Origin of the sequence: Leptothoe kymatousa TAU-MAC 1615, assembly GCF_018739865.1 — a bacterium.
GTDB classification, from domain to species: Bacteria; Cyanobacteriota; Cyanobacteriia; order Phormidesmidales; family Phormidesmidaceae; genus Leptothoe; species Leptothoe kymatousa.
Genome location: NZ_JADOER010000005.1, coordinates 47,431 through 66,050, shown reverse-complemented (window position 1 = coordinate 66,050; position 18,620 = coordinate 47,431). Strand labels below are relative to the sequence as shown.

The 18,620-nt window shown below is 51.8% G+C and carries 18 protein-coding genes and 1 tRNA gene; 6 read left to right on the top strand and 13 right to left on the bottom strand.

The window, feature by feature from the left end; all coding sequences use genetic code 11:
* Window positions 1–441: 441 nt before the first annotated feature.
* Window positions 442–514 (bottom strand) — tRNA-His (locus IXB28_RS07710).
* 578 nt (window positions 515–1,092) lie between these two features.
* Here IXB28_RS07710 and IXB28_RS07705 point away from each other — a divergent pair.
* The 3 genes from IXB28_RS07705 (at window position 1,093) to IXB28_RS07695 (ending at window position 4,040) form a co-directional block, all read left to right on the top strand.
* Window positions 1,093–2,007 (top strand): sirohydrochlorin chelatase, encoded by a 915-nt coding sequence (locus IXB28_RS07705; protein WP_215617992.1) that lies wholly within the window; start codon window positions 1,093–1,095, stop codon window positions 2,005–2,007.
* Between the two features lie 192 nt (window positions 2,008–2,199).
* Window positions 2,200–3,006: a uroporphyrinogen-III C-methyltransferase gene (gene cobA / locus IXB28_RS07700; RefSeq protein WP_215617991.1), complete on the top strand. Its 807-nt coding sequence runs from the start codon at window positions 2,200–2,202 to the stop codon at window positions 3,004–3,006.
* Window positions 3,007–3,065: 59 nt separating this feature from the next.
* On the top strand, window positions 3,066–4,040 hold the full coding sequence (locus IXB28_RS07695; RefSeq protein WP_215617990.1) for an RluA family pseudouridine synthase: 975 nt from the start codon (window positions 3,066–3,068) through the stop codon (window positions 4,038–4,040).
* A gap of 149 nt (window positions 4,041–4,189) precedes the next feature.
* On the opposite strand, the gene IXB28_RS07690 is transcribed toward IXB28_RS07695, so the two are convergent.
* The 3 genes from IXB28_RS07690 to IXB28_RS07680 form a co-directional block, all read right to left on the bottom strand.
* Window positions 4,190–5,011 carry a phycobilisome rod-core linker polypeptide gene (locus tag IXB28_RS07690; RefSeq protein ID WP_215617989.1) on the bottom strand — a complete coding sequence of 274 codons (822 nt, stop codon included), beginning with the start codon at window positions 5,009–5,011 and terminating at the stop codon, window positions 4,190–4,192.
* Window positions 5,012–5,147: 136 nt separating this feature from the next.
* Window positions 5,148–5,798 carry a molybdenum cofactor guanylyltransferase gene (locus IXB28_RS07685; RefSeq protein WP_215617988.1) on the bottom strand — a complete coding sequence of 217 codons (651 nt, stop codon included), beginning with the start codon at window positions 5,796–5,798 and terminating at the stop codon, window positions 5,148–5,150.
* A 28-nt stretch (window positions 5,799–5,826) separates the two neighbouring features.
* Window positions 5,827–6,525, bottom strand: coding sequence for a hypothetical protein (locus IXB28_RS07680; protein ID WP_215617987.1), 699 nt, complete (start codon window positions 6,523–6,525; stop codon window positions 5,827–5,829).
* A gap of 220 nt (window positions 6,526–6,745) precedes the next feature.
* On the opposite strand from IXB28_RS07680, the gene IXB28_RS07675 reads away from it, so the two are divergent.
* Window positions 6,746–7,228: a hypothetical protein gene (locus IXB28_RS07675; RefSeq protein ID WP_215617986.1), complete on the top strand. Its 483-nt coding sequence runs from the start codon at window positions 6,746–6,748 to the stop codon at window positions 7,226–7,228.
* Window positions 7,229–7,437: 209 nt separating this feature from the next.
* Here the strand turns inward: IXB28_RS07675 and dxs are convergent, their stop codons facing one another.
* On the bottom strand, window positions 7,438–9,351 hold the full coding sequence (dxs, locus tag IXB28_RS07670; protein ID WP_215617985.1) for a 1-deoxy-D-xylulose-5-phosphate synthase: 1,914 nt from the start codon (window positions 9,349–9,351) through the stop codon (window positions 7,438–7,440).
* A 382-nt stretch (window positions 9,352–9,733) separates the two neighbouring features.
* Between dxs and IXB28_RS07665 the strand changes: the two genes are divergently transcribed.
* Window positions 9,734–10,273, top strand: coding sequence for a hypothetical protein (locus tag IXB28_RS07665; RefSeq protein ID WP_215617984.1), 540 nt, complete (start codon window positions 9,734–9,736; stop codon window positions 10,271–10,273).
* A gap of 173 nt (window positions 10,274–10,446) precedes the next feature.
* Here the strand turns inward: IXB28_RS07665 and IXB28_RS07660 are convergent, their stop codons facing one another.
* The 5 genes from IXB28_RS07660 to IXB28_RS07640 all read right to left on the bottom strand — a co-directional run bounded on the left by IXB28_RS07660 (window position 10,447) and on the right by IXB28_RS07640 (window position 15,784).
* Entirely contained in the window at window positions 10,447–10,590 is a 144-nt protein-coding gene (locus tag IXB28_RS07660; protein ID WP_215617983.1) for a hypothetical protein, read from the bottom strand.
* Between the two features lie 545 nt (window positions 10,591–11,135).
* Window positions 11,136–12,863: an NAD+ synthase gene (locus tag IXB28_RS07655; RefSeq protein ID WP_215617982.1), complete on the bottom strand. Its 1,728-nt coding sequence runs from the start codon at window positions 12,861–12,863 to the stop codon at window positions 11,136–11,138.
* Between the two features lie 89 nt (window positions 12,864–12,952).
* Entirely contained in the window at window positions 12,953–13,675 is a 723-nt protein-coding gene (locus tag IXB28_RS07650) for an NUDIX hydrolase (RefSeq protein WP_215617981.1), read from the bottom strand.
* The gene (locus IXB28_RS07645; protein WP_215617980.1) at window positions 13,645–14,262 is read right to left on the bottom strand and encodes a nicotinate-nucleotide adenylyltransferase; all 618 of its coding nucleotides are present in this window, start codon (window positions 14,260–14,262) and stop codon (window positions 13,645–13,647) included. Before IXB28_RS07645 ends, IXB28_RS07650 begins: the two co-directional genes overlap by 31 nt.
* Window positions 14,263–14,443: 181 nt before the next feature.
* Window positions 14,444–15,784, bottom strand: a complete 1,341-nt coding sequence (locus IXB28_RS07640) for a nicotinate phosphoribosyltransferase (RefSeq protein ID WP_215617979.1) — start codon at window positions 15,782–15,784, stop codon at window positions 14,444–14,446.
* Between the two features lie 340 nt (window positions 15,785–16,124).
* On the opposite strand from IXB28_RS07640, the gene IXB28_RS07635 reads away from it, so the two are divergent.
* A complete protein-coding gene (locus IXB28_RS07635; protein WP_215617978.1) occupies window positions 16,125–17,006 on the top strand; it encodes a 4-hydroxybenzoate octaprenyltransferase in 882 nt (293 codons plus the stop codon).
* Window positions 17,007–17,195: 189 nt separating this feature from the next.
* On the opposite strand, the gene IXB28_RS17025 is transcribed toward IXB28_RS07635, so the two are convergent.
* From IXB28_RS17025 to IXB28_RS07620, 3 genes are all read right to left on the bottom strand, one after another.
* Window positions 17,196–17,384: a HepT-like ribonuclease domain-containing protein gene (locus IXB28_RS17025; protein ID WP_215618106.1), complete on the bottom strand. Its 189-nt coding sequence runs from the start codon at window positions 17,382–17,384 to the stop codon at window positions 17,196–17,198.
* A gap of 327 nt (window positions 17,385–17,711) precedes the next feature.
* Window positions 17,712–18,086, bottom strand: a complete 375-nt coding sequence (locus IXB28_RS07625) for a hypothetical protein (protein WP_215617977.1) — start codon at window positions 18,084–18,086, stop codon at window positions 17,712–17,714.
* A gap of 139 nt (window positions 18,087–18,225) precedes the next feature.
* Window positions 18,226–18,620 (bottom strand): WD40 repeat domain-containing protein (locus IXB28_RS07620; protein WP_407659181.1); only part of this gene is annotated, 395 nt, incomplete at its 5' end.

Genomic DNA, 18,620 nt, shown 5'->3' with positions numbered 1-18,620 from the left:
ACCTTTGCAGGCATCACCTATCGTATGGGTAAGCATCTGGTTATAGGATTTGTTCCTGGCCGTCACGCAATATTAATCCAAGACATCAAAGTGAGATAGGGAGCAAGAATGCTATCTATCTATGGGCTAACGATAAGGGCATTTTGAAAATGCTTTTATCTAATCCGTGATGAAAGATGCTTGATGCTTCTTTAAACAATATTGGAGGTCAACTGTGCCATGGAAACACATACTGTTGCAGTTCAACCTGAATCAGTTGCGAACGATGCAACTATTCCTCGGCAGGATGCTGTGGCGTCTGTTGTGGGCATAGCCGTTCTGGTCTATGTTGTGCTGCTGTACGCCTTTGCGCCCAGACGACACCAAAATACTAGTCGCAGAATATCTCTTTAGTTTATACAAACCAAAGAGAACAAAATTGGTAAGCTGACTTAACTAAAGGGCGAACGAGGGGACTCGAACCCCCGAATGGTGGAACCACAATCCACTGCCTTAACCACTTGGCTACGCTCGCCGTGCATTGGTTTTCTATAATATCACTCCTGTTGAGTGATTGTATGGTTTTCCCAGATTATTTTGCTGTTGTATGGTTGCCTATGGCTGGGATTACTAAATTGAGTGCGTTCGTCACGTATTCGTGACCAATGCATGGGGAAATGGCATCAATAATGACAGATTTCTGACAGCCTTACCTAGACACTTAGTCGTGTTTACTGGTGCTTCTGTCCATCTCAGTAATTGGAACCGAACTCGGTTTTTATCTAGCAGTCGTTTGTAGAATTTGCCGTTGCTGATTCAGGGAATCATCCATACCTGGCACTGAAGGTATCCCGAGGCGCCGTAGCGGTCAGACTTTTTAGCTGTGTGGACTGATGGTGTGCATACCATGCGATCGCAGCTATCAAATTCAGGTTCAGACTATAGAATATCCCGCTGAGTTAGGTATTTACTGCTAGATTGGTAAACTCACGAGTTTTTCCGTTATTCATTACTTGTTTCACCCGCTCTAGCAAAGTTCAGTAATTTCAGGTTTGGCACTGAGCATCCGTTTCCCTGAGAGTTTAGTTTCATTTCTTTTTTATTTAAAATCTCGTGACATCTACTGCGTATCTTTTAATTTCCCACGGAAGTCGGGACCCACGGCATCAAATTGCTATCAACCGGTTGGCGCAGCTATTGCGTGAGCGGCTGAATGAGGATTTGTCTGACGTGTGGCCTAGGCCCCCTGTGCAAACAAGTGAGGGTGTGACCGAAGTGCGGAATGTTCAAAGTCAGAGCCTGCAGCTACTAGAGCGGCAGCAACGCGAGTTAAGAATGGCAGTAGCCACCGCTGAGCCTGTTGCTAAATCCCATGGGGGCGCTCCTAATTTGGGGGTGCGCATGCGATCCCCTCGGGGCCGGTGTATTGTGGGCACCGCTGTGCTCGAATTTGCCCCCCTGCCCCTGCATCAGCAAATCGCTGAGTTTGGTCGCCGTCTCAGTTCCGCTGGGGTAAAGCGACTGCAGTTAGTGCCACTCTTCTTGCTGCGGGGTAAGCACGTGATGGACGATATTCCGGAGGAAGTGGCGTTAGCGCAGCATGAACTCGGGGATCTGATCGAGATTAAGGCGGGTGAGCATTTGGGTGGGTATCCGGCGATGGCGGCTTTAATTGCCAAGCGCTTATCCCATACTCCTAAGAAAGGTCGATTGTTGGTGGCCCACGGCAGTCGCCGTGCTAAAGGCAATCGGTCGGTCGATAAGCTAGCCAAGTCCTTAGGCACCGATGTCGCCTATTGGACCAATGACTCTGAAATTGAGCACCAGACCATTCAACTTATGCAGCAAGGGTGCTCCACGCTCACCATTTTCCCCTACTTTTTATTTGCTGGCGGCATTACGGATGCCGTCGCCCATCTTACAGAAGAATTAGCTGAACGTTTTCCGCGCACAAACTTTCGGCTGTTGCCACCTTTGGGTGCGACGGCGGATATGGCCAATTTATTAGTCAAGACCCTGCAACATTAAAAATAAGGTCGTTGGCGCACTGGCGTGTTGATCCCTTTAGGGCTCAGGGACGTTATGAATTAAGGTTAAGAATATGTTAAGCAGCATTAAAAGGGTGCTCCTGGTGATGCTGTATTGATTGTGGCAAAACTTCTAAAGCAGCGGTGCCACAATCGGACTTACCCATTGATTTCCCATCCCATTACAAGCAACATGTCCCATTCCCCCACCAAGGCATCCTTTGGCAAAGTTTATTTAGTGGGAGCTGGTCCGGGCGACCCCGGTTTGCTGACCCTGAAAGCTAAAGGGTTATTAGATCATGCCGATGTGGTTGTGCATGATGCCCTGGTGAGCCCACCGATTTTGGCGATGATCGCTGAACGTTCCCATGTGATTGATGCGGGTAAGCGTCGGGGGCGTCATTCGATGGCCCAGACTGACATTACCCAGTTGTTAATTGAGCAGGCTAAGCACCATGCGGTGGTCGTGCGGCTGAAGGGGGGCGATCCCTTTGTTTTTGGTCGTGGCGGCGAAGAAATGATGGGGTTGCTAGAGGCGGGCATTGATGTGGAGGTGGTACCAGGCATTACGGCTGGTATTGCAGCCCCTGCCTATGCGGGCATTCCGGTGACTCACCGGGATTATAGTTCGTCGGTCACCTTTGTGACCGGGCATGAGGCGGTGGGTAAGTATCGTCCTAAAGTGAACTGGGCTGCGGTGGCCCAAGGGTCGGAAACCATTGTGATCTACATGGGGGTGCACAATTTGCCGAACATTGTGGCCGAACTGACTGCGGCTGGGATGTCTGCGACTACGCCGATTGCTTTGGTGCGCTGGGGCACCCGACCGGAGCATGAGGAGTTAATTGGTTCTTTGGAAACGATTGTGCAGCAGGTGCAAGATACGCAATTTCAGGCACCTGCGATCGCAATTATCGGTCGCGTGGTTGATCTCTACGAAGTTTTAGCACCGGTATCGCCGATCCATTCCCCCCATTGGTCTATGATTCAGGCATCATAGATTTCTAGTTTCAGGGGCAGGGAGGGCAGCGGCTTCTATGGTGGAGCCTGCCGTAGGCAATGGATAAACATGAACAATGGCTCGGTGCGGCACCGGCCGATGGCGGCGAACTACTGGAACTGTCGGTTGTGGATGCCGACGGGGAACGGATTGATCGCTGGCTATCGCAGCACTGTGATTTATCCCGTAATCGCATTCAAAAGCTGATCGACCAGGGGGGATTGAAAATCAATCAGACCCTGTGTACCAATAAAAAGGTCACCATTCGTGTTGGTGATGCTTTGCAGCTATATGTGCCCCCGGCGGAGCAGTTTGAGCTGGTGGCCGAGGCGATTCCCCTCGATATTTTGTATGAGGATGAGTACCTGTTGGTGGTGAATAAGGCTGCTGGGATGGTGGTGCATCCTGCGCCGGGGCATCCCAAAGGGACGTTAGTGAATGCAATTTTGGCCCACTGCGGCGATCAGTTAACGGGGGTGGGCGGGGTGCGCCGTCCTGGGATTGTCCACCGTTTAGATAAGGATACGACTGGGGCCATGGTGGTGGCTAAGACGGAGCCGGTGCTCCATCACCTGCAAGGACAAATTCAGGCAAAAACGGCCAAGCGGGAATATTGGGGCGTGGTGTTTGGCGCCCCAAAGCTGGCGGAGGAATGGGAAACCATGGATGCCCCCATTGGCCGGCACCCTAAGGATCGAAAAAAGATGGCCGTTGTCCCGCTTGAAAAAGGAGGCCGCACGGCGGTAACCCATTGGCGCATTCAGGAGCGTTTGGGCAATTACACACTGATGCACTATCGGTTAGAAACAGGGCGCACCCATCAAATTCGGGTGCACAGTGCCATGGTTGGCAATCCGATTGTGGGGGATCTCACCTATGGTGCGGGGCGCTCTGTGGGGGTGAAGCTTCCAGGCCAGGCCCTCCACGCGCGGCAGTTAACGCTCACCCATCCGATTTCGCATGAGCCAATTGTTGCGATCGCACCGTTGCCCACGATCTTTACAACATTGCTACAGCGACTGCGGCAGCGATAGTGCTGGTGGAACCGTGGGGACAATGGGGCCAACGCCCTAGGGGGCCGCTAAGGGGCCAAAAAAATAAGTCCGGTGCCGTAAAAGCGCCGAACTTATTTAAGGACTATTAAACCTAGTAGCGTAGGCTGCGAGCCTCTGCCTTCGGTTTTTTATGCACCCTGCTTAACCTTTTCCACAGCGGCAGCTGCTACTGGGTCGTTAATAGGGAAGCTAACCTTGCGATAAGGTACTCCGGACGTGAAGTTCACACCTACAGCGGATACGCGCTGAGATGGAACGGCTTGTTGCAGGCTGTTCAAGCCACGGACCATGTCCATAAACAGAGCGGGGCTGCCGGCTTTGGGCTTCTGCTCTTGGGGAGTGAACCGACGAACGCTGCTTTGGGCAACAGGCTTGGGGAAGCCAAGAATAGAACGATAGTATTCGTCGTAGCGAGGAGACTTAATGTTAAAGGGAAGTTCACCTTCGCTGCGAGTCGGCAGAACACGACGGCGCTGATAAGGCAAAATATCATCGCCAAAGTTATCTAGATACTCGTCGCTATCGAGAATGGCATCAATAAACCCTTCGTCACCCTTGGTCGCTACGATAATAGACCAAGCTAACGTTTCTTCTTTGCCAAATACGTCACGGCCTAGCGCCCGTTGAACAGTCTGTTCAACATAGCGATAGTTGCTATTCATGCCGTAGAAGGCACGACGGTAAGTATTCGACAGGAGTAAACCACGGACAAAGTCACGGACAGTAATTTGATTACTGCGAAGCTGTGACTCTAAAAACCTTTCGCGGTCAGCCTTAAATGCATGGAAAAAGATCTGACGATAGGCTGCTTCAATCAGATCGTTGATATCAGTCGAAGAAAGAATATTCTGAGTTGAATAAATCTTAGGCTGATCATCCCCAGGAATTTCGTAGCCCTCAACCCGAGAATTTTGGGTAACCGGTGAGTATTTCAGCAGAGGAATCGCCACTTGAGAATCTCCAGAATATGAGGAAATTTAACAAACGTTAATCATAACTATAAGGGTTTATGGCATCCGCACTGGGGGGAGCTGTGAAAATATCACACAGCTTAACATTGAAGGGAAGTGCTGATTGTCAAGCGCCCTATGGGTTTCTGGCGTCTTGCTGGGCTAGGAAATTTTGCCATTGTGCCGGATTGTTGCAATTCTGTAACACATTAGAATCGTTCACACTCAGTGATGCCACAGATTCGTTAGCCAGCCACCTTTGAAATGAGCGCACATCTTGTTGAATCGCCAGGCTCAGATGCCGAAAGCTGCTCTGCCGATAAAAGCCGCATAGGGGTTCCCATCGCCCTTGATGTTGCGGTAGGGCTGCGATCGCATCTGGCCTCACCGATTGGAGGCTGTGACACCAGGTCTGCAATATTGCGGCATCTAGCGCCGGCATATCACAGGCTAAAACCAGCAGCCAGTCTGGTGCGGTTTCACCCCGTTTCTGCCCATGGGCAACAATTAACGACCACCCCTGGAGCAGGGCGACCAAAGGCCCTGAATGTTGCTTGACTTCTGGCAAAAGGACTACAGACGGAGATAAAAAATCAGCGTAGCGTTCTGGCCAAGGAGTCAACACATGGACCCGTTCAGCACAGGCGCTGGCCATATGGCTAACGTGGGCCAGTAACGGAATCGTACGGTTGCCAGCGCTACTGGGCACCGATAGCAGTGCTTTATCTTGTCCCATTCGTCGACTTGCGCCACCTGCCAAAATTAATGCTGCGATCCTGTGGTCCATGGCAAGCGTAGTGCTAAGGCGGCGGTATTTAACCCCGGCGTTTATGGTTCGCCCAATGTTGTCCCCTGTAGAAATAGATCAAGCCAATAAACCCCGATAGCAGGGCATAGATCATGCGCAGGCCCCAGCCAGCATGGTTAAAAAGCCACGTATAAATTCCAAATGCCAGCCGCATGAGCCCCGTTTGTCGTTTACCCAACTCGGTCAGCTGTGCTTGTAGCGGATTACCCCCTTCGAGGGGTTGCACATTGCTCAAACGAATGGGTGGCTTGGGCTGTTGCGCCGTGTACCAATAAAACCCCAGGTTGCCAGCTTTACTGGTTTTTTGTTGCAAAAACTTGTCGGTAACCTGGCGGGCCTGGGTGGGAGATAGATTTTCCTGATTGCTCACCTGTTTAACCCACAGGTTATGGCGCACTGGATGCCCAACTAGCAGAATCAGCGGCAATGCCATAGTCAGCAATAGGAAGCGGAGGATCGTGCTGCTCTTGGGGGCCAGGTAATAGGTCAGTGCCCCAAGGCTTAGCCCCAAGACCGCGAGCAAAATAGGGCTGGCAAGTTCAACGATTTCTAAACTTGCTAATACCCCTCCCACAATGGGTAACGAATACAGGTAGGTGTCAAAACCCCAAACCAAGAATAGCTTGCCAGCGATGACTACTCCGCAGGTCAGTATGCCTAATAGCCAGTACAGTCCAACATGCCTTTGACGGGACTTAACTTTCATTGACGATGCAAACACAGGATCAATGGAAACACAACATGGTCGAGCGTATCAGACCAGTTAAAACAACTGTATTTATACGCATATTCAGTGTTAAGGGGGCAAACACGCCATAACAATACCACTAGGTTGACTTTTCTCCCATGACGGATTCATGAGCAGACTAAAGTAGTACAATTGAACTAATTTGAATTTGTAATTGACCAAGGGGATTCCCATGGAGATGTCTTCTATTCAAACGGGTCAGCTGATTTCATTGCTGATTAACAATGTTCTGATGGTTATTACTGGGGCCATAGTTGTCCTAGCGGCTTGGCTGCGGTGGCGCTGGTTGCTCACCACATCTGGCTATGGCTCACCGGGCAAACGACGGCAATGCCGCTGGGCGTACCTGAGCTTTTTGTTAACAGTGGTGATGCTTTTTGGCATGCTGGCGAGTTTGAGCGCTTTAGCGCTGCGAGCGATTGTGGCGCTGAATGTGCTGGTTGTCGGCGCAATGGTTTTCTTTTTGCTAGGGGTGCTGGCGCTGGTGGGGGCATTAGGGCTGTGGTTTTGGGATATGTTTTCCCCGGTGGAATTTAAGCCCAGTCGCCGTCCCCGCCAGCGCACCATGCTCCATGCACCTGCTGTTACGCTGATGTCCGTGGCCATGTCCGTGGGCGATCGGTCCAGGCGAAAACGCGGTCCGCGACGCTTACGTAGATAAGTAATTTGTTTTTAATTATTTTTAAAAAAAGCTAAGGCGTAGAACTCATGGGCAAGTTCTACGCCTTAAAAGTTGAACCTAACGATGTTGATAAAGTAGATGGGCGAACTAAATTACATCAGACTTGTTCGAAAATGACCTTCTCGAAAATGCCCCAACTCTGGGGGCAGCAGTTTGAAATAAATGACGCTCACCTACTGAGGGGGCAACTAGCCCATGCTGGCCAATTCACGCTGGGTCAATGCAAAGCGCTTTAAGATTTTCTCCGCCATCTGAGAGGGAGTTAGCCCCAGCGCGGCCTTCGATTCATTGGCGGTGGCATGGTCTACTAGAACATCGGGGACCCCTAGGCGGAAAATGGGGACATTGATGTCACGGTCGATGAGGGATTCTGCCACAGCGGAGCCAAAGCCCCCCATTAAGCACCCTTCTTCAACGGTAACGACCCGCTTGATTTTTTGTGCTAGTGGAGCAATCAGTGCTTCATCCAAGGGTTTCACAAAGCGAGCATTGACTACGGTGGCTTCCACCCCATGTTCGCTGAGGATTTCAGCGGTTTGCATGGTGGGGTAAACCATGGAGCCATAGCCCAATAGCAATAGATCGTCACCCTGGCGCAGAACTTCGCCTTTGCCAATGGGTAGGGCCTCCCAGCCTTCTTCCATTAGGGGGGCACCATAGCCACTGCCACGGGGATATCGCACGGCAATGGGACCTTCGGTGTGCTCAATGCCCGTGACGATCATTTTCTGTAATTCAGCTTCATCCTTGGGGGCCATGACCACCATATTGGGAATGGCGCGGAGGTAAGAGATGTCGTACATGCCCTGGTGGGTGGGGCCATCTGCGCCGACGATGCCCGCCCGGTCTAGGCAGAAAAAGACGGGGAGGTTTTGGATGCAAACGTCGTGGACAATTTGGTCGTAGGCCCGTTGCAAGAAGGTGGAATAGATGGCGGCCACCGGACGCATGCCTTCACAGGCTAGGCCTGCCGCTAGGGTGACGGCGTGCTGTTCAGCAATACCGACGTCAATATACTGGTCTGGCAGTTTGGCCTGCAGTTTATCAAGGCCGGTGCCCGTGGCCATGGCTGCCGTAATGCCGACAATTTTGGGATTCGCTTCAGCCAGCTTGATCAGAGTTTCAGCAAAGACCTTGGAATATTTGGGTGGGGTGGGCTTGTTTGATGGGTAGCCTTTGCCAGTAGTCAGATTGAAGGGGGACTGGGCGTGGTAGCCGACCTGGTCCTTTTCTGCAATTTCGTACCCTTTGCCCTTAACGGTGACCGCATGAACCAGGACGGGGCCACCTTTGGCGTGGGCTTCTTTAAAGGTGTCAATTAATTCGCCTAGGTTGTGACCATCGACCGGACCCATATAAGTGAAGCCCAGTTCTTCAAAGACTGCGCCCACTTTGGACATGGCCAGGCGCTTCATGCCTTCCTTCATTCGATCTAATTCGGGAGAGAAGGAATCTCCTACGAAGGGAATTTGTTTTAACTGCTCCTCAATGTTGTCGCTGAGAAACTGCATCGGTGGGCTCAGACGAATTTTATTAAGGTAGCGGGGGATGGCACCAACGTTTGGAGAAATAGACATTTCATTATCGTTGAGCACGACCACCAGGTTGGTGTCGGGGAGGTGCCCCGCATGGTTAATGGCTTCTAGGGCCATGCCGCCGGTGAGGGCGCCGTCGCCAATAATGGAGGCAACTTTGTAGTCATCGCCCTGCATGTCGCGGGCGATGGCCATGCCCAAACCTGCCGAAATACTGGTGGAGGCGTGGCCAGCCCCAAAGTGATCAAATTTACTTTCGCAGCGCTTTAGATAGCCGGCGACGCCATCTTTTTGCCGTAGGGATGCGAAATCGTTGTAACGGCCTGTAATTAATTTGTGGGGATAGGCTTGGTGCCCCACATCCCAAATGACTTTGTCGTGATCTAGATCTAGGGTTTGATAGAGCGCTAAGGTCAATTCAACCACGCCTAAGCCAGGCCCCAGATGCCCGCCACTGGTGGATACTGTGTCTAAATGCTTTTCTCGAATTTGCTGGGCAATGGCTTCTAACTGTTTCACAGACAAGCCATGCAACTGGTTAGGATGGGTGATTTCACTCAGATGCATGTTAAAGACCCTCTAGATCGTTTGCTGTAATTATTGTGTGGCGTTTTGATTGCATTGCAGGCAGGGGGAATAGACAGGTGTCAAACTCATCTCCTTGCTTGGCAATGTCTCATGGTTTGTCACTCATTCACTGTAGATTAGATCAGGGTTTCAAAGGAAACTCATTATAAAATTACTGCCGTCTTTAGCTATGGCCAACTCCTAATAGTGGTTGTTCTTTTAGGGAAAACGTTCGTTCCAGACGTGGATAAGTTGGGCTGAATGATGACTATACAGGGATAGTCTGTTTGCTAATTACAGAATCATAGTTTTTGTAACGACTGAGAAGCATCAGAGACTGTTGGGCACTATCGTTCTATTGGATCTATTGAAAATGCTTAATATGACATTTATTCCTATTTGGCAGCGCTATATGGCGCGTCATATGACGCGCCATCATGTGACGCGTTCACTTTTAGCACCTGTTGCCCTGGGGCTGGTGGCTTCATCTTTGGTGGTGATGCCTAGCTATGGGGCTACGGATGATAATTATGGTGAATGTGTCACTGATTTGACAGACACAGGGGTAGAGCTAAACAGTGCAACGGCTAGCTGCGCAGGGGCTCGGTTCCCAGCCGTGCTTGGAGACTGTGTGGTCGATGTGAGCCAGAGTACGGGTATTGGTGCGGTGAATGCCTTGCAGGGGTGTGAGCGATCGCGCCGTCCTGATGAGGTGGCCGACTGTACCATCGATATCCATGCGGCGTTGTTGGACCAACCGTCTGTCAATGCTTTAGAGCATTGCAGTCGCAGTCTTTTGCCTGAACGCTATGGCACCTGTGTGGTGGAGTTGAATAATGTTGCTGGATTAGGGGTGAATGCGGCCTTGGATCAGTGCATTCGTGCTGGCTATCGTCCTTGGACGACCGCACCTCGTCAGTAGGTGAGCTCGTGGGGCCTGGCCGGTGGCACCCTCTTTTTATGGGATCAACGGTTAAGGCAAAGGCCTTGTTAGGGCCAAGGGCTCTGCTGATATGGGTCAGCAGAGCCCTTTTAATTTAGTGAGAGCTTTTCAAGCCGTCGGGGCAAAGTCTTGTGTTTGGCCATGGCCGTTAGCTATTGAGTTTCGTCCTCTTCGGGCTGATCGCTATTGCGAGACTGCATATATTCTGCGATCGCATCAGCTAATTTTTGTTCAGGCGTTGTTTGTTTCGGGATAGGGGGTTTCGCCTCATCGGCTATGGTGCTGAGTAAACTCATAAAACCGAGACCACAGCCGAGAAGAAGGATTGGGATGAATGCCATTGTTCTAACATCGCAAAACGTTCTGGGCCTTATTTTATATGAGTGGTTTTAGGGTGGCTGGCGTCCAATTGTTTGTACACCTGGGGAATTGAGTATTCAGTGATACCAATTATGGGCCTTCACTTTTTGGAGTTGAAAGTTTTTGGGTTGGGTGTGGCCGATCTTTTATTCCCCAGGCGATGTAGGGATTTTTGAGCAGGGGCCAAAGCCCGGATGCTGGGCTGAAATGTTCAGAGTAATTGACGAGGCGGCTGCCCACCATTGGTATCAAATAATACGTTTCTTTCTAGGGCTGTTATGGAACTGCCTTCAAAGAATTTTAAGGTTGCATTTCAAGGGCGTAATGGTTGTTACAAGTCGATACTAAATTTGTGAAGTTACGGGCCTGGGATGTGTTGTTTTTGTCATGGTGCTGAGGCTGGCTGGTCTTTTTTGTTTAGCCTGGTGGCTAGTTTGTTGATGACCAGCGGCTGGCTGGTCCTTTTTGTTTAGCCTGGTGGCTAGTTTGTTAATGACCAGCGACTGGCAATGGGCATCCGCCAGCCGAGGCCAAAGGCACGATCGGTGACCTTGAGGACGGGGGGCGCCTGTCTGCGTTTAAATTCGGCTCGAGTGAGTAGGCGAATGACTCGATTGACGACAGCTTCTGGATGGCCCGCAGCAACAATATCAGCGGCGGATTGATGTTGTTGAATTAATCTTTCTAAGATGTCGTCCAAAATGTCATAGGGGGGGAGGGAGTCTTGATCGACTTGGTCGGGGCGGAGCTCGGCGCTGGGGGGTTTGGTGAGAATATTGTTGGGGATAATTTCGGTTTTGCCTTGGCTTTCGATTGCCCCCAGGGCACCGTTGGTTTGGACGCTTTGGTTGAGCCACTGGCACAGGCCATAAACCTTGGTTTTAGGGACATCGGCAATTACGGCTAGGCCCCCGTTCATGTCGCCGTAGAGGGTGCAGTAGCCGACGGCCATTTCCGATTTGTTGCCGGTGGAAAGTAGCAGGTGGCCGAACTTATTGGCGATGGCCATGAGCAGGTTGCCACGAATGCGAGACTGGAGGTTTTCTTCGGTGACACCGGGGGCGGTGTCGGCAAACAGGGTGGCAAAGGTGTGGTCAAAACCGGCCATGAGGTTGCCAATGGGCAGCGTTTGGGTGTGGATGCCCAAATTGTGGGCTAATTTTTCGGCATCGCTAATGGAATGGTCGGAGCTATAGGGGGAGGGCATCAGCACGCCGAGCACCTGGTCGGGGCCGAGGGCTGCGGCTGCGATCGCAGCCACCAGGGCCGAATCAATGCCACCGCTCAGGCCAATGACGGCTTTGCTAAAGCCACATTTTTGGCTGTAGTCCTTGACGCCCAAAACCAAGGCCGACCACATTTCAGCCTCTGGGCTATCTAGCAGTGGGGTAATGGTGCCCGGCGATAGATCCTGCTGAGGGGCGCCATAGTCGAGGACGTGCAGGCTGGGGACAAAGCCAGGGGCGCGATTGACCACCTGGCCCTGGCGATTGATGGCCACACTGCAGCCATCAAAAATCAGATCGTCGTTACTGCCCACCTGGTTAACGTAGATAATCGGGCAATCATGCTGTTGCACTGCGTGGGCAATCATCTTTTCCCGTAGTGCTTGTTTGCCGACGGTGAAAGGGGAGGCGGATAAATTCACCACCAAATCCACACCGGCGGCGACCACCTCAGCGGTTGGGTTGACCTCATAGGTGCGCTCACCCCAGAAGTCATCCTCATTCCACAGGTCTTCGCAAATGGTGACGCCAATGTGGAGTACCTGATCACCCGCTTCTAGGTGAAAGTGATTGGGCGTTGTTCCCGACTCAAAATAACGATCTTCATCAAATACATCGTAGGTGGGTAACAGGCGCTTGTGGAAGATGGCCTTGACCTTGCCGTGGCCCAATAGCGCCATGCTGTTATAGAGGGGCTTTTGGCCTTTTTTTGCCGCGTTAACATTAGGTTGGGCTGCCCCGACGAGCGCTTCTATGCCGGGGGGGAGATCCTGGGCAAGTTGTTCCAGGGTGGTCTGTATTTGTTGAATAAATCCAGGACGCAGTAGGAGATCCCGTGGCGGGTAGCCACAGAGGGAAAGTTCTGGAGTTAATAAGAGGTTTGCCCCTTGTGCTGCGGCCGCCTTGGCCGTTGCCAAAATCTTTTGGGCATTCCCTTTGAGATCTCCCACCGTAGGGTTAAGTTGAGCAATAGCAAGTTTCATAAGAGATTGAATGTAAGAACGGAGGGTGGGGATAGCCCACCATGAAGTTGGTTGGTTGGGGGCCCGCGAGGCAGGGAAGAAAAATAGCCTTAAACAAATACCATGGGCTTGTCTTTAAGGGGTTCGAAGGCATCCGCTTCAAATCGGTAGAGGCTGGCCGGACGCCCGGCGCCTCGGGATGTTTTAATGCCCGTATCTTTCAAAAAGCCTAGCTTTAACAATCGGGTGCGAAAGTTGGAATAGTCGGAGAAATCGTCCCCCAGGATCGTGATATACAGCTGATAGAGATCGCTGAGGGTGAACATTTCTGGCAGGATATCAAACACCACCGGGCTATATTTCACCTTGTTGCGCAGGCGCAGGGTGCCATAGGTGAGAATTTCTTCGTGGTCAAAGGCGAGCTCTGGTAGCTGATTGAGGGGGTACCAGGCAATGCCACTGACGCCGTCGGCAATGAGCTCGGCTTCGGCAAAGCGCACCAGGGCGAAGTAGCTAACGGAGAGGTAGCGCACGTTGTATGCATGTTCAGCTTCGCGGGGATCTCGCTTGGGACCGCCAAAGGAATAAAGCTGTTCCACATAGAGGTTGTTGACACGAATCTTTTCGGATAGCACTCGGTAGGATGCCGTTTCCAGGGATTCTCCTTGACGGACCAGGGTGCCCGGGAGGGACCATTGGCCAATAAAGGGGTCTTCGTGGCGCATCACCAAGAGCACCAACAGTCGGTGTTGTTCGGTATCCACCGAGAAGATGACGTTGTCAATGCCTACCTTAAAGTCTGCTAAGGGGTGGTCGGGGTGTTTTCCGGGCATGGGTAGAGGTTGTTTTGATGAATGTAGGCCTGCACGACAGTAGGAATTTCGTCCGGCTGTTCTGGGCAGCCCTGGCGCAGGGTGCTCGATGAGATGTGGTGCTGGCTGAGGGGGGTGGCGATCGCAACCTGGGCACCGTGGGATCGCAGCTCTGTTAGGTCGGTGTCTTGGAGGTCATAGCCCGGTCGGGGAAATACCAAGATATTGGCCCATTGGATCACATCGGCGGAACGATGCCAGTTGGGGAGCTGTTTGACCAAATCGGCCCCGATCACAAAGGTAAATTCGGCCTGGGGCCAGAGGCGTCGGGCCCGCTCTAGGGTAACGGCTGTGTAGGGGTGGCTGAGCTCGCGATGGAGCTGGATGGTGCCGGGGGTGTGCAAATCTGCGATCGCAAGTTCCAACATATCCATGCGCATAGCAATGGGGGACTGATCCCGTTTCCACGGATTGTCCGATGCCCACACCGCCACATAGTCAAACTGATGGCCCAGGGTGGCCACAATGCTGCGATGGCCATTGTGGGGAGGGTCCGCGCTAGTGCCAAAAAGCGCCACATGGGTTGTCCTAACAGAGCGAATGGTCACAGGTGATTGCAAAGTAGAGACGTTTCTCATCAATGTATTTATATTTGCCATATCCTGACTGCTTAGGGAGAATTACTGATTTTGCAAAGATTGCCTCAATTGCACTCAATAATTGAGCCATTGACCTTGGTCCAGATCGATATCTTTCGCAATGCAGCGCTGGCCATATCCCACGGAAAGCTCAATTTACAGTAGCGAGTTGACTGCGACGGGTGCAATCCGTCAATTTTTGTAGGGCTGGGGAAATCTCCGCCTGGGGAATGATGGGATTCACCACATCGCGGGCCGTTGCCGGTAGCTGGGCGACGGAACGAGTCGCCCGAGCACAAATTTGCCCTAGGCTATCATCGGCCACCACCCGTTGACCATGGCGCATCACCGGCATCAATAACCCGTCCGCATGGGCCGGTGTGGCTTCATCCGCCAAGCCTAGGCGATCCCCCTGTTCCGAGCGAAAAATCTGTTTCCGCCCTGGATAGGTAAGCTTGCCGCTAGCTTCTTTCATCACCGGGATGCCATCAATTTCGGCCAGCTTGTAGACCCCATTGACTGGGCTGCCCGTCACTAGTTTGGTGCCCAAGCCATAGCCATCGATACAGGCGCCCGCCTGCTTCAGCCGCAGGATTTCCCGTTCATCCAAATCGCCGCTAGCAAAAATCGGAATACCCGGCAGCTCTTGCCGTACCTGCTGCGACAGCGTCACCAAATCCCCAGAATCTAGCCGGATGCCCGCCAGTTGGTCCGGCCTGTTTTGCCCCAACATTTTGGCCGCCGCCATCGTGTCGTAGGTATCAATCAGCAACGCGGCACCGGGAAAATAGCGGTGGAAGGCTTCAAAGGAGTCCGCTTCGCTCCCTTCCAATGCGGTGATTGCCATGACTAGGGCATGGGCCATGGTGCCCACCGGGTTGCGCCCCAGCTTTAGGGCTGCCAACACATTGGATGTGGCATCCAGACCTCCGGCTAATGCCGCCCGCGCTGCCCATAGGGATGCCTGGGGGCTAAAGGCGCGGCGAGTGCCAAATTCCAACAGTTTTGCCTCGGGTCCGGCCACATCTCTCAGGCGGGCTGCCCGTGTGGCAATCAGGGTTTGGTAATTGATGGCATTGAGCAAATAGGTTTCCACAATTTGCGCCTGCCACAGGGGGGCTTCCACCCGCAGGATGGGCTCATTGGCAAAGATAGCGGTGCCTTCGGGGACCGCCCACACATCGCCTGAAAATTTGCCCGACTCTAGCAATTGCCAAAAGTCAGCGGGGGCCCCGGCAAAAATCCCTGTTGCTTTTAGGGCCGCGAGCTGGGCGGGGGTAAAGCAAAACTTGTCCAGGTAGTCTAGGGCAGACGCTAGACCCGCCGCAATCAGGTAGCCAAAGCCCTCCGGCAGGCGGCGCACAAACAGTTCAAAACTAGCCCGGCGCTGATCTAACCCTTCGCCCACGTAGCAGGCGGCCATGGTGAGCTGATACAAATCGGTCAATAGGCCATATTCATCCGGCTGTATTTGCAAGCTGGCATTGTCCATAATTAGAAATCGCCCGGTAGTTATGGTTAATATAACCAAAATAAGTGGGCAGATTTCGAATGGTTTGCAAAAATATAGTCAAACTCGATCGTTGATAAGTTTGATTTATGTCGAGAACGCCATGGCGGTGGTGGCGGTCGCTATGGTGCAGAAAAGTGATTTTAATTACAGAGTTATATTTTTTAGTACCAAAATTTTGGCTGGTGAGTGCGATCTCGCCCCAACAAATCCCTCTCCTTTCTCCCTGGTCCCCTGGCCGGTGGGTCGTGCCCACCCCACATTCCCTTCCCTAGCCGACAAATAGAAAGATATCCTTAAGACAGACCCTTCCACATGCACTATGTCTTCGTCCTTGCCCGCTGTTGAACCTACCTGGAAAACGGTTATCCGACTGATGCGGTGGGATAAGCCCACAGGTCGTCTGATTTTGATGATTCCTGCCCTATGGGCCTTATTTGTCGCTGCCGATGGCAAGCCCGAGCCCTTGCTGCTGCTGGTGATTATTTTGGGCAGCTTGGCCACCAGTGCCGGTGGTTGTGTGGTCAATGATTTATGGGACCGCAACATTGACCCCCAGGTAGAGCGCACCAGCAGTCGCCCCCTAGCATCCCGGGCCTTAACGGTAAAAACAGCCATCGTCATTGCTGTGGTGGCCTTTCTCTGCGCCATTGGCTTTGCCCTTTACCTCAATCCCCTCAGCCTAGTGCTGTGTGTGTTGGCGTCGCCGGTCATTATTCTCTATCCATTAGCCAAGCGCGTATTTCCCGTGCCTCAGCTAGTGTTGGCCATTGCCTGGGGGTTTGCGGTGTTGATTCCGTGGAGTGCGGTGACCGGTAGCCTAGATACGGCAGCCTGGTTGCTGTGGGGCGCAACGTTGCTGTGGACCCTAGGGTTTGATACGGTCTATGCCATCCCAGATCGCAAATATGATGCGCAGGTGGGTGTGAATTCTAGCGCGCGCTTTTTTGGTAAGAATACGCCCCAGGTTGTTGGCCTATTGTTTATGGGGACTGCCATTTTGTTGCTGTGGCTGGGGGTGTATAAGGCATTGGGCGCTGCATATATTGTTACTTGGGCCATTGCCTGTGGGTTGTGGTTTACCCATTTTCGTAAGTTGCGCAACCCTCGCCAGCCTGCCCATGTGTATGGTCAGATTTTTCGTGAAAATGTGATTCTCGGTTTTGTTTTATTGACCGGAATGATCATCGGCTCGTTGGTTTAATATTCCGTAGGTTGGGTTGAGGTCACCGAAACCCAACAATTGAAACCCATCGCCATTGACCTATCGAAACCCAACAATCCAAACCCGTCGCTACCGCAACCCATGGTGAGCGTTTTTGGGTGTTGGCAATGTTGGGTTCCATTGCGTGTCGTTGAATAGCAGGAGGTTTGGGTGATGTTTTAACCCAACCTACGTTGTTGCTTTAATGTGGTGTTGGCAATGTTGGGTTCCATTACGTGTCGTTGAATAGCCCGCGATCTTACGCCACTCGACTTGAGGATAGGTGTCACGTAAATCGTTAGAAATATTTTTGACGGATTCTCCAATAATTTGAAGATTGAGAACCGTAGGTTGGGTTGAGGTTCGAAACCCAACGATCGATCATCATCGCTATTGCCCCATCGAAACCCATGGTGGTCGATGCATTCAATGTGTTGCCGCAAGACCCATATTTATTTTTGCTGGCAATGTTGGGTTTTGTAGCAACATCGACCAATCGCAGAAGATTTGGGTGATGTTTTAACCCAACCTACGTTGTTGTTTTAGTCAATAGGGCGGTTGAATAGGTCTTCGAGAACCGTAGGTTGGGTTGAGGTTCGAAACCCAACGATCGATCATCATCGCTATTGCCCCATCGAAACCCATGGGCTGGCAATGTTGGGTTTCAATTAACATCGACCAATTGCAGAAGATTTGGGTGATGTTTTAACCCAACCTACGTTGTTGTTTTAGGGCAAAATATCTTTTTAAATCATTGTTGCCCACCAGGTAGGCCATGAGGATGATGCACAATATGGCCATGGCGACGCTGCCGATGGAGAGAATGGCCGATATCTGATTGCCGAGGGCGGCGATTAACCCGACTTGGGCGATGACGACGAGGCTAAGAGTGCTGACTAGCATCCATTTGGCCCAGCGGTAGCCTTGTAGGACGAAGTACATGATGATGGCGGTGAAGATGATGCGGCCGATGGCCCAGAGGTCTTGGGAGAGAATGATCAGGATGGTGTCGATGATGAGTAGGGCTAGGAAAAGATAGATCAGGGTGTTGCGGGATTCGAGGGTAGAGGCTGATGGCATGGTGGGTCGATGAGGGGTTTGATTGGTGGGTACTGATGAAGAGGGGCTTTATGCTTATTATTTCATGGTGAGGAGAATTTTCCTTGGCTCTGTTTGTTCCTTTCTGTTTTACCTGCTCTTTTGCGATCCGTTAGGTGCCTTACCCACTAATCCAATTGAGAAATTGCCCGAATAGGGTTGCTGGTGGTGTAGTGTTGTCAGATAGATAACCTTGGCATACACCGTCCTCTCTAGCTTGTTGTCCATTGGGGTTATTTAACAGATAGTCTCTTAACCAATCACAACTCCAAACTACTAACCTATCAAGATTTCGATCCCATAGTTTGACGGTTTGGTCCTCACTGGCGGAGGCAATGGTTTGGCCATCGGGGCTAAAGGCGACACTCCTGACCCAAGAGCTATGGCCTTCTAGGGTGTTGAGGAGGGTGCCATTTCGATCCCATAGTTTGACGGTTTGGTCAGAACTGGCGGAGGCAATGGTTTGGCCATCGGGGCTAAAGGCGACACTCAAGACACTAGAGCTATGGCCTTCTA

What these genes read in the sequence shown, in the direction of transcription:
- IXB28_RS07650 (WP_215617981.1), bottom strand. Translation starts at nt 13,675, where the DNA reads ATGCCCGGAAAACACCCCGACCACCCCTTAGCAGACTTTAAGGTAGGC.
- IXB28_RS07695 (WP_215617990.1), top strand. Translation starts at nt 3,066, where the DNA reads ATGGATAAACATGAACAATGGCTCGGTGCGGCACCGGCCGATGGCGGC.
- IXB28_RS07675 (WP_215617986.1), top strand. Translation starts at nt 6,746, where the DNA reads ATGTCTTCTATTCAAACGGGTCAGCTGATTTCATTGCTGATTAACAAT.
- IXB28_RS07635 (WP_215617978.1), top strand. Translation starts at nt 16,125, where the DNA reads ATGTCTTCGTCCTTGCCCGCTGTTGAACCTACCTGGAAAACGGTTATC.
- IXB28_RS07680 (WP_215617987.1), bottom strand. Translation starts at nt 6,525, where the DNA reads ATGAAAGTTAAGTCCCGTCAAAGGCATGTTGGACTGTACTGGCTATTA.
- IXB28_RS07685 (WP_215617988.1), bottom strand. Translation starts at nt 5,798, where the DNA reads ATGGACCACAGGATCGCAGCATTAATTTTGGCAGGTGGCGCAAGTCGA.
- IXB28_RS07660 (WP_215617983.1), bottom strand. Translation starts at nt 10,590, where the DNA reads ATGAGTTTACTCAGCACCATAGCCGATGAGGCGAAACCCCCTATCCCG.
- IXB28_RS07625 (WP_215617977.1), bottom strand. Translation starts at nt 18,086, where the DNA reads ATGCCATCAGCCTCTACCCTCGAATCCCGCAACACCCTGATCTATCTT.
- cobA (WP_215617991.1), top strand. Translation starts at nt 2,200, where the DNA reads ATGTCCCATTCCCCCACCAAGGCATCCTTTGGCAAAGTTTATTTAGTG.
- IXB28_RS07640 (WP_215617979.1), bottom strand. Translation starts at nt 15,784, where the DNA reads ATGGACAATGCCAGCTTGCAAATACAGCCGGATGAATATGGCCTATTG.
- IXB28_RS07655 (WP_215617982.1), bottom strand. Translation starts at nt 12,863, where the DNA reads ATGAAACTTGCTATTGCTCAACTTAACCCTACGGTGGGAGATCTCAAA.
- IXB28_RS07665 (WP_215617984.1), top strand. Translation starts at nt 9,734, where the DNA reads ATGACATTTATTCCTATTTGGCAGCGCTATATGGCGCGTCATATGACG.
- dxs (WP_215617985.1), bottom strand. Translation starts at nt 9,351, where the DNA reads ATGCATCTGAGTGAAATCACCCATCCTAACCAGTTGCATGGCTTGTCT.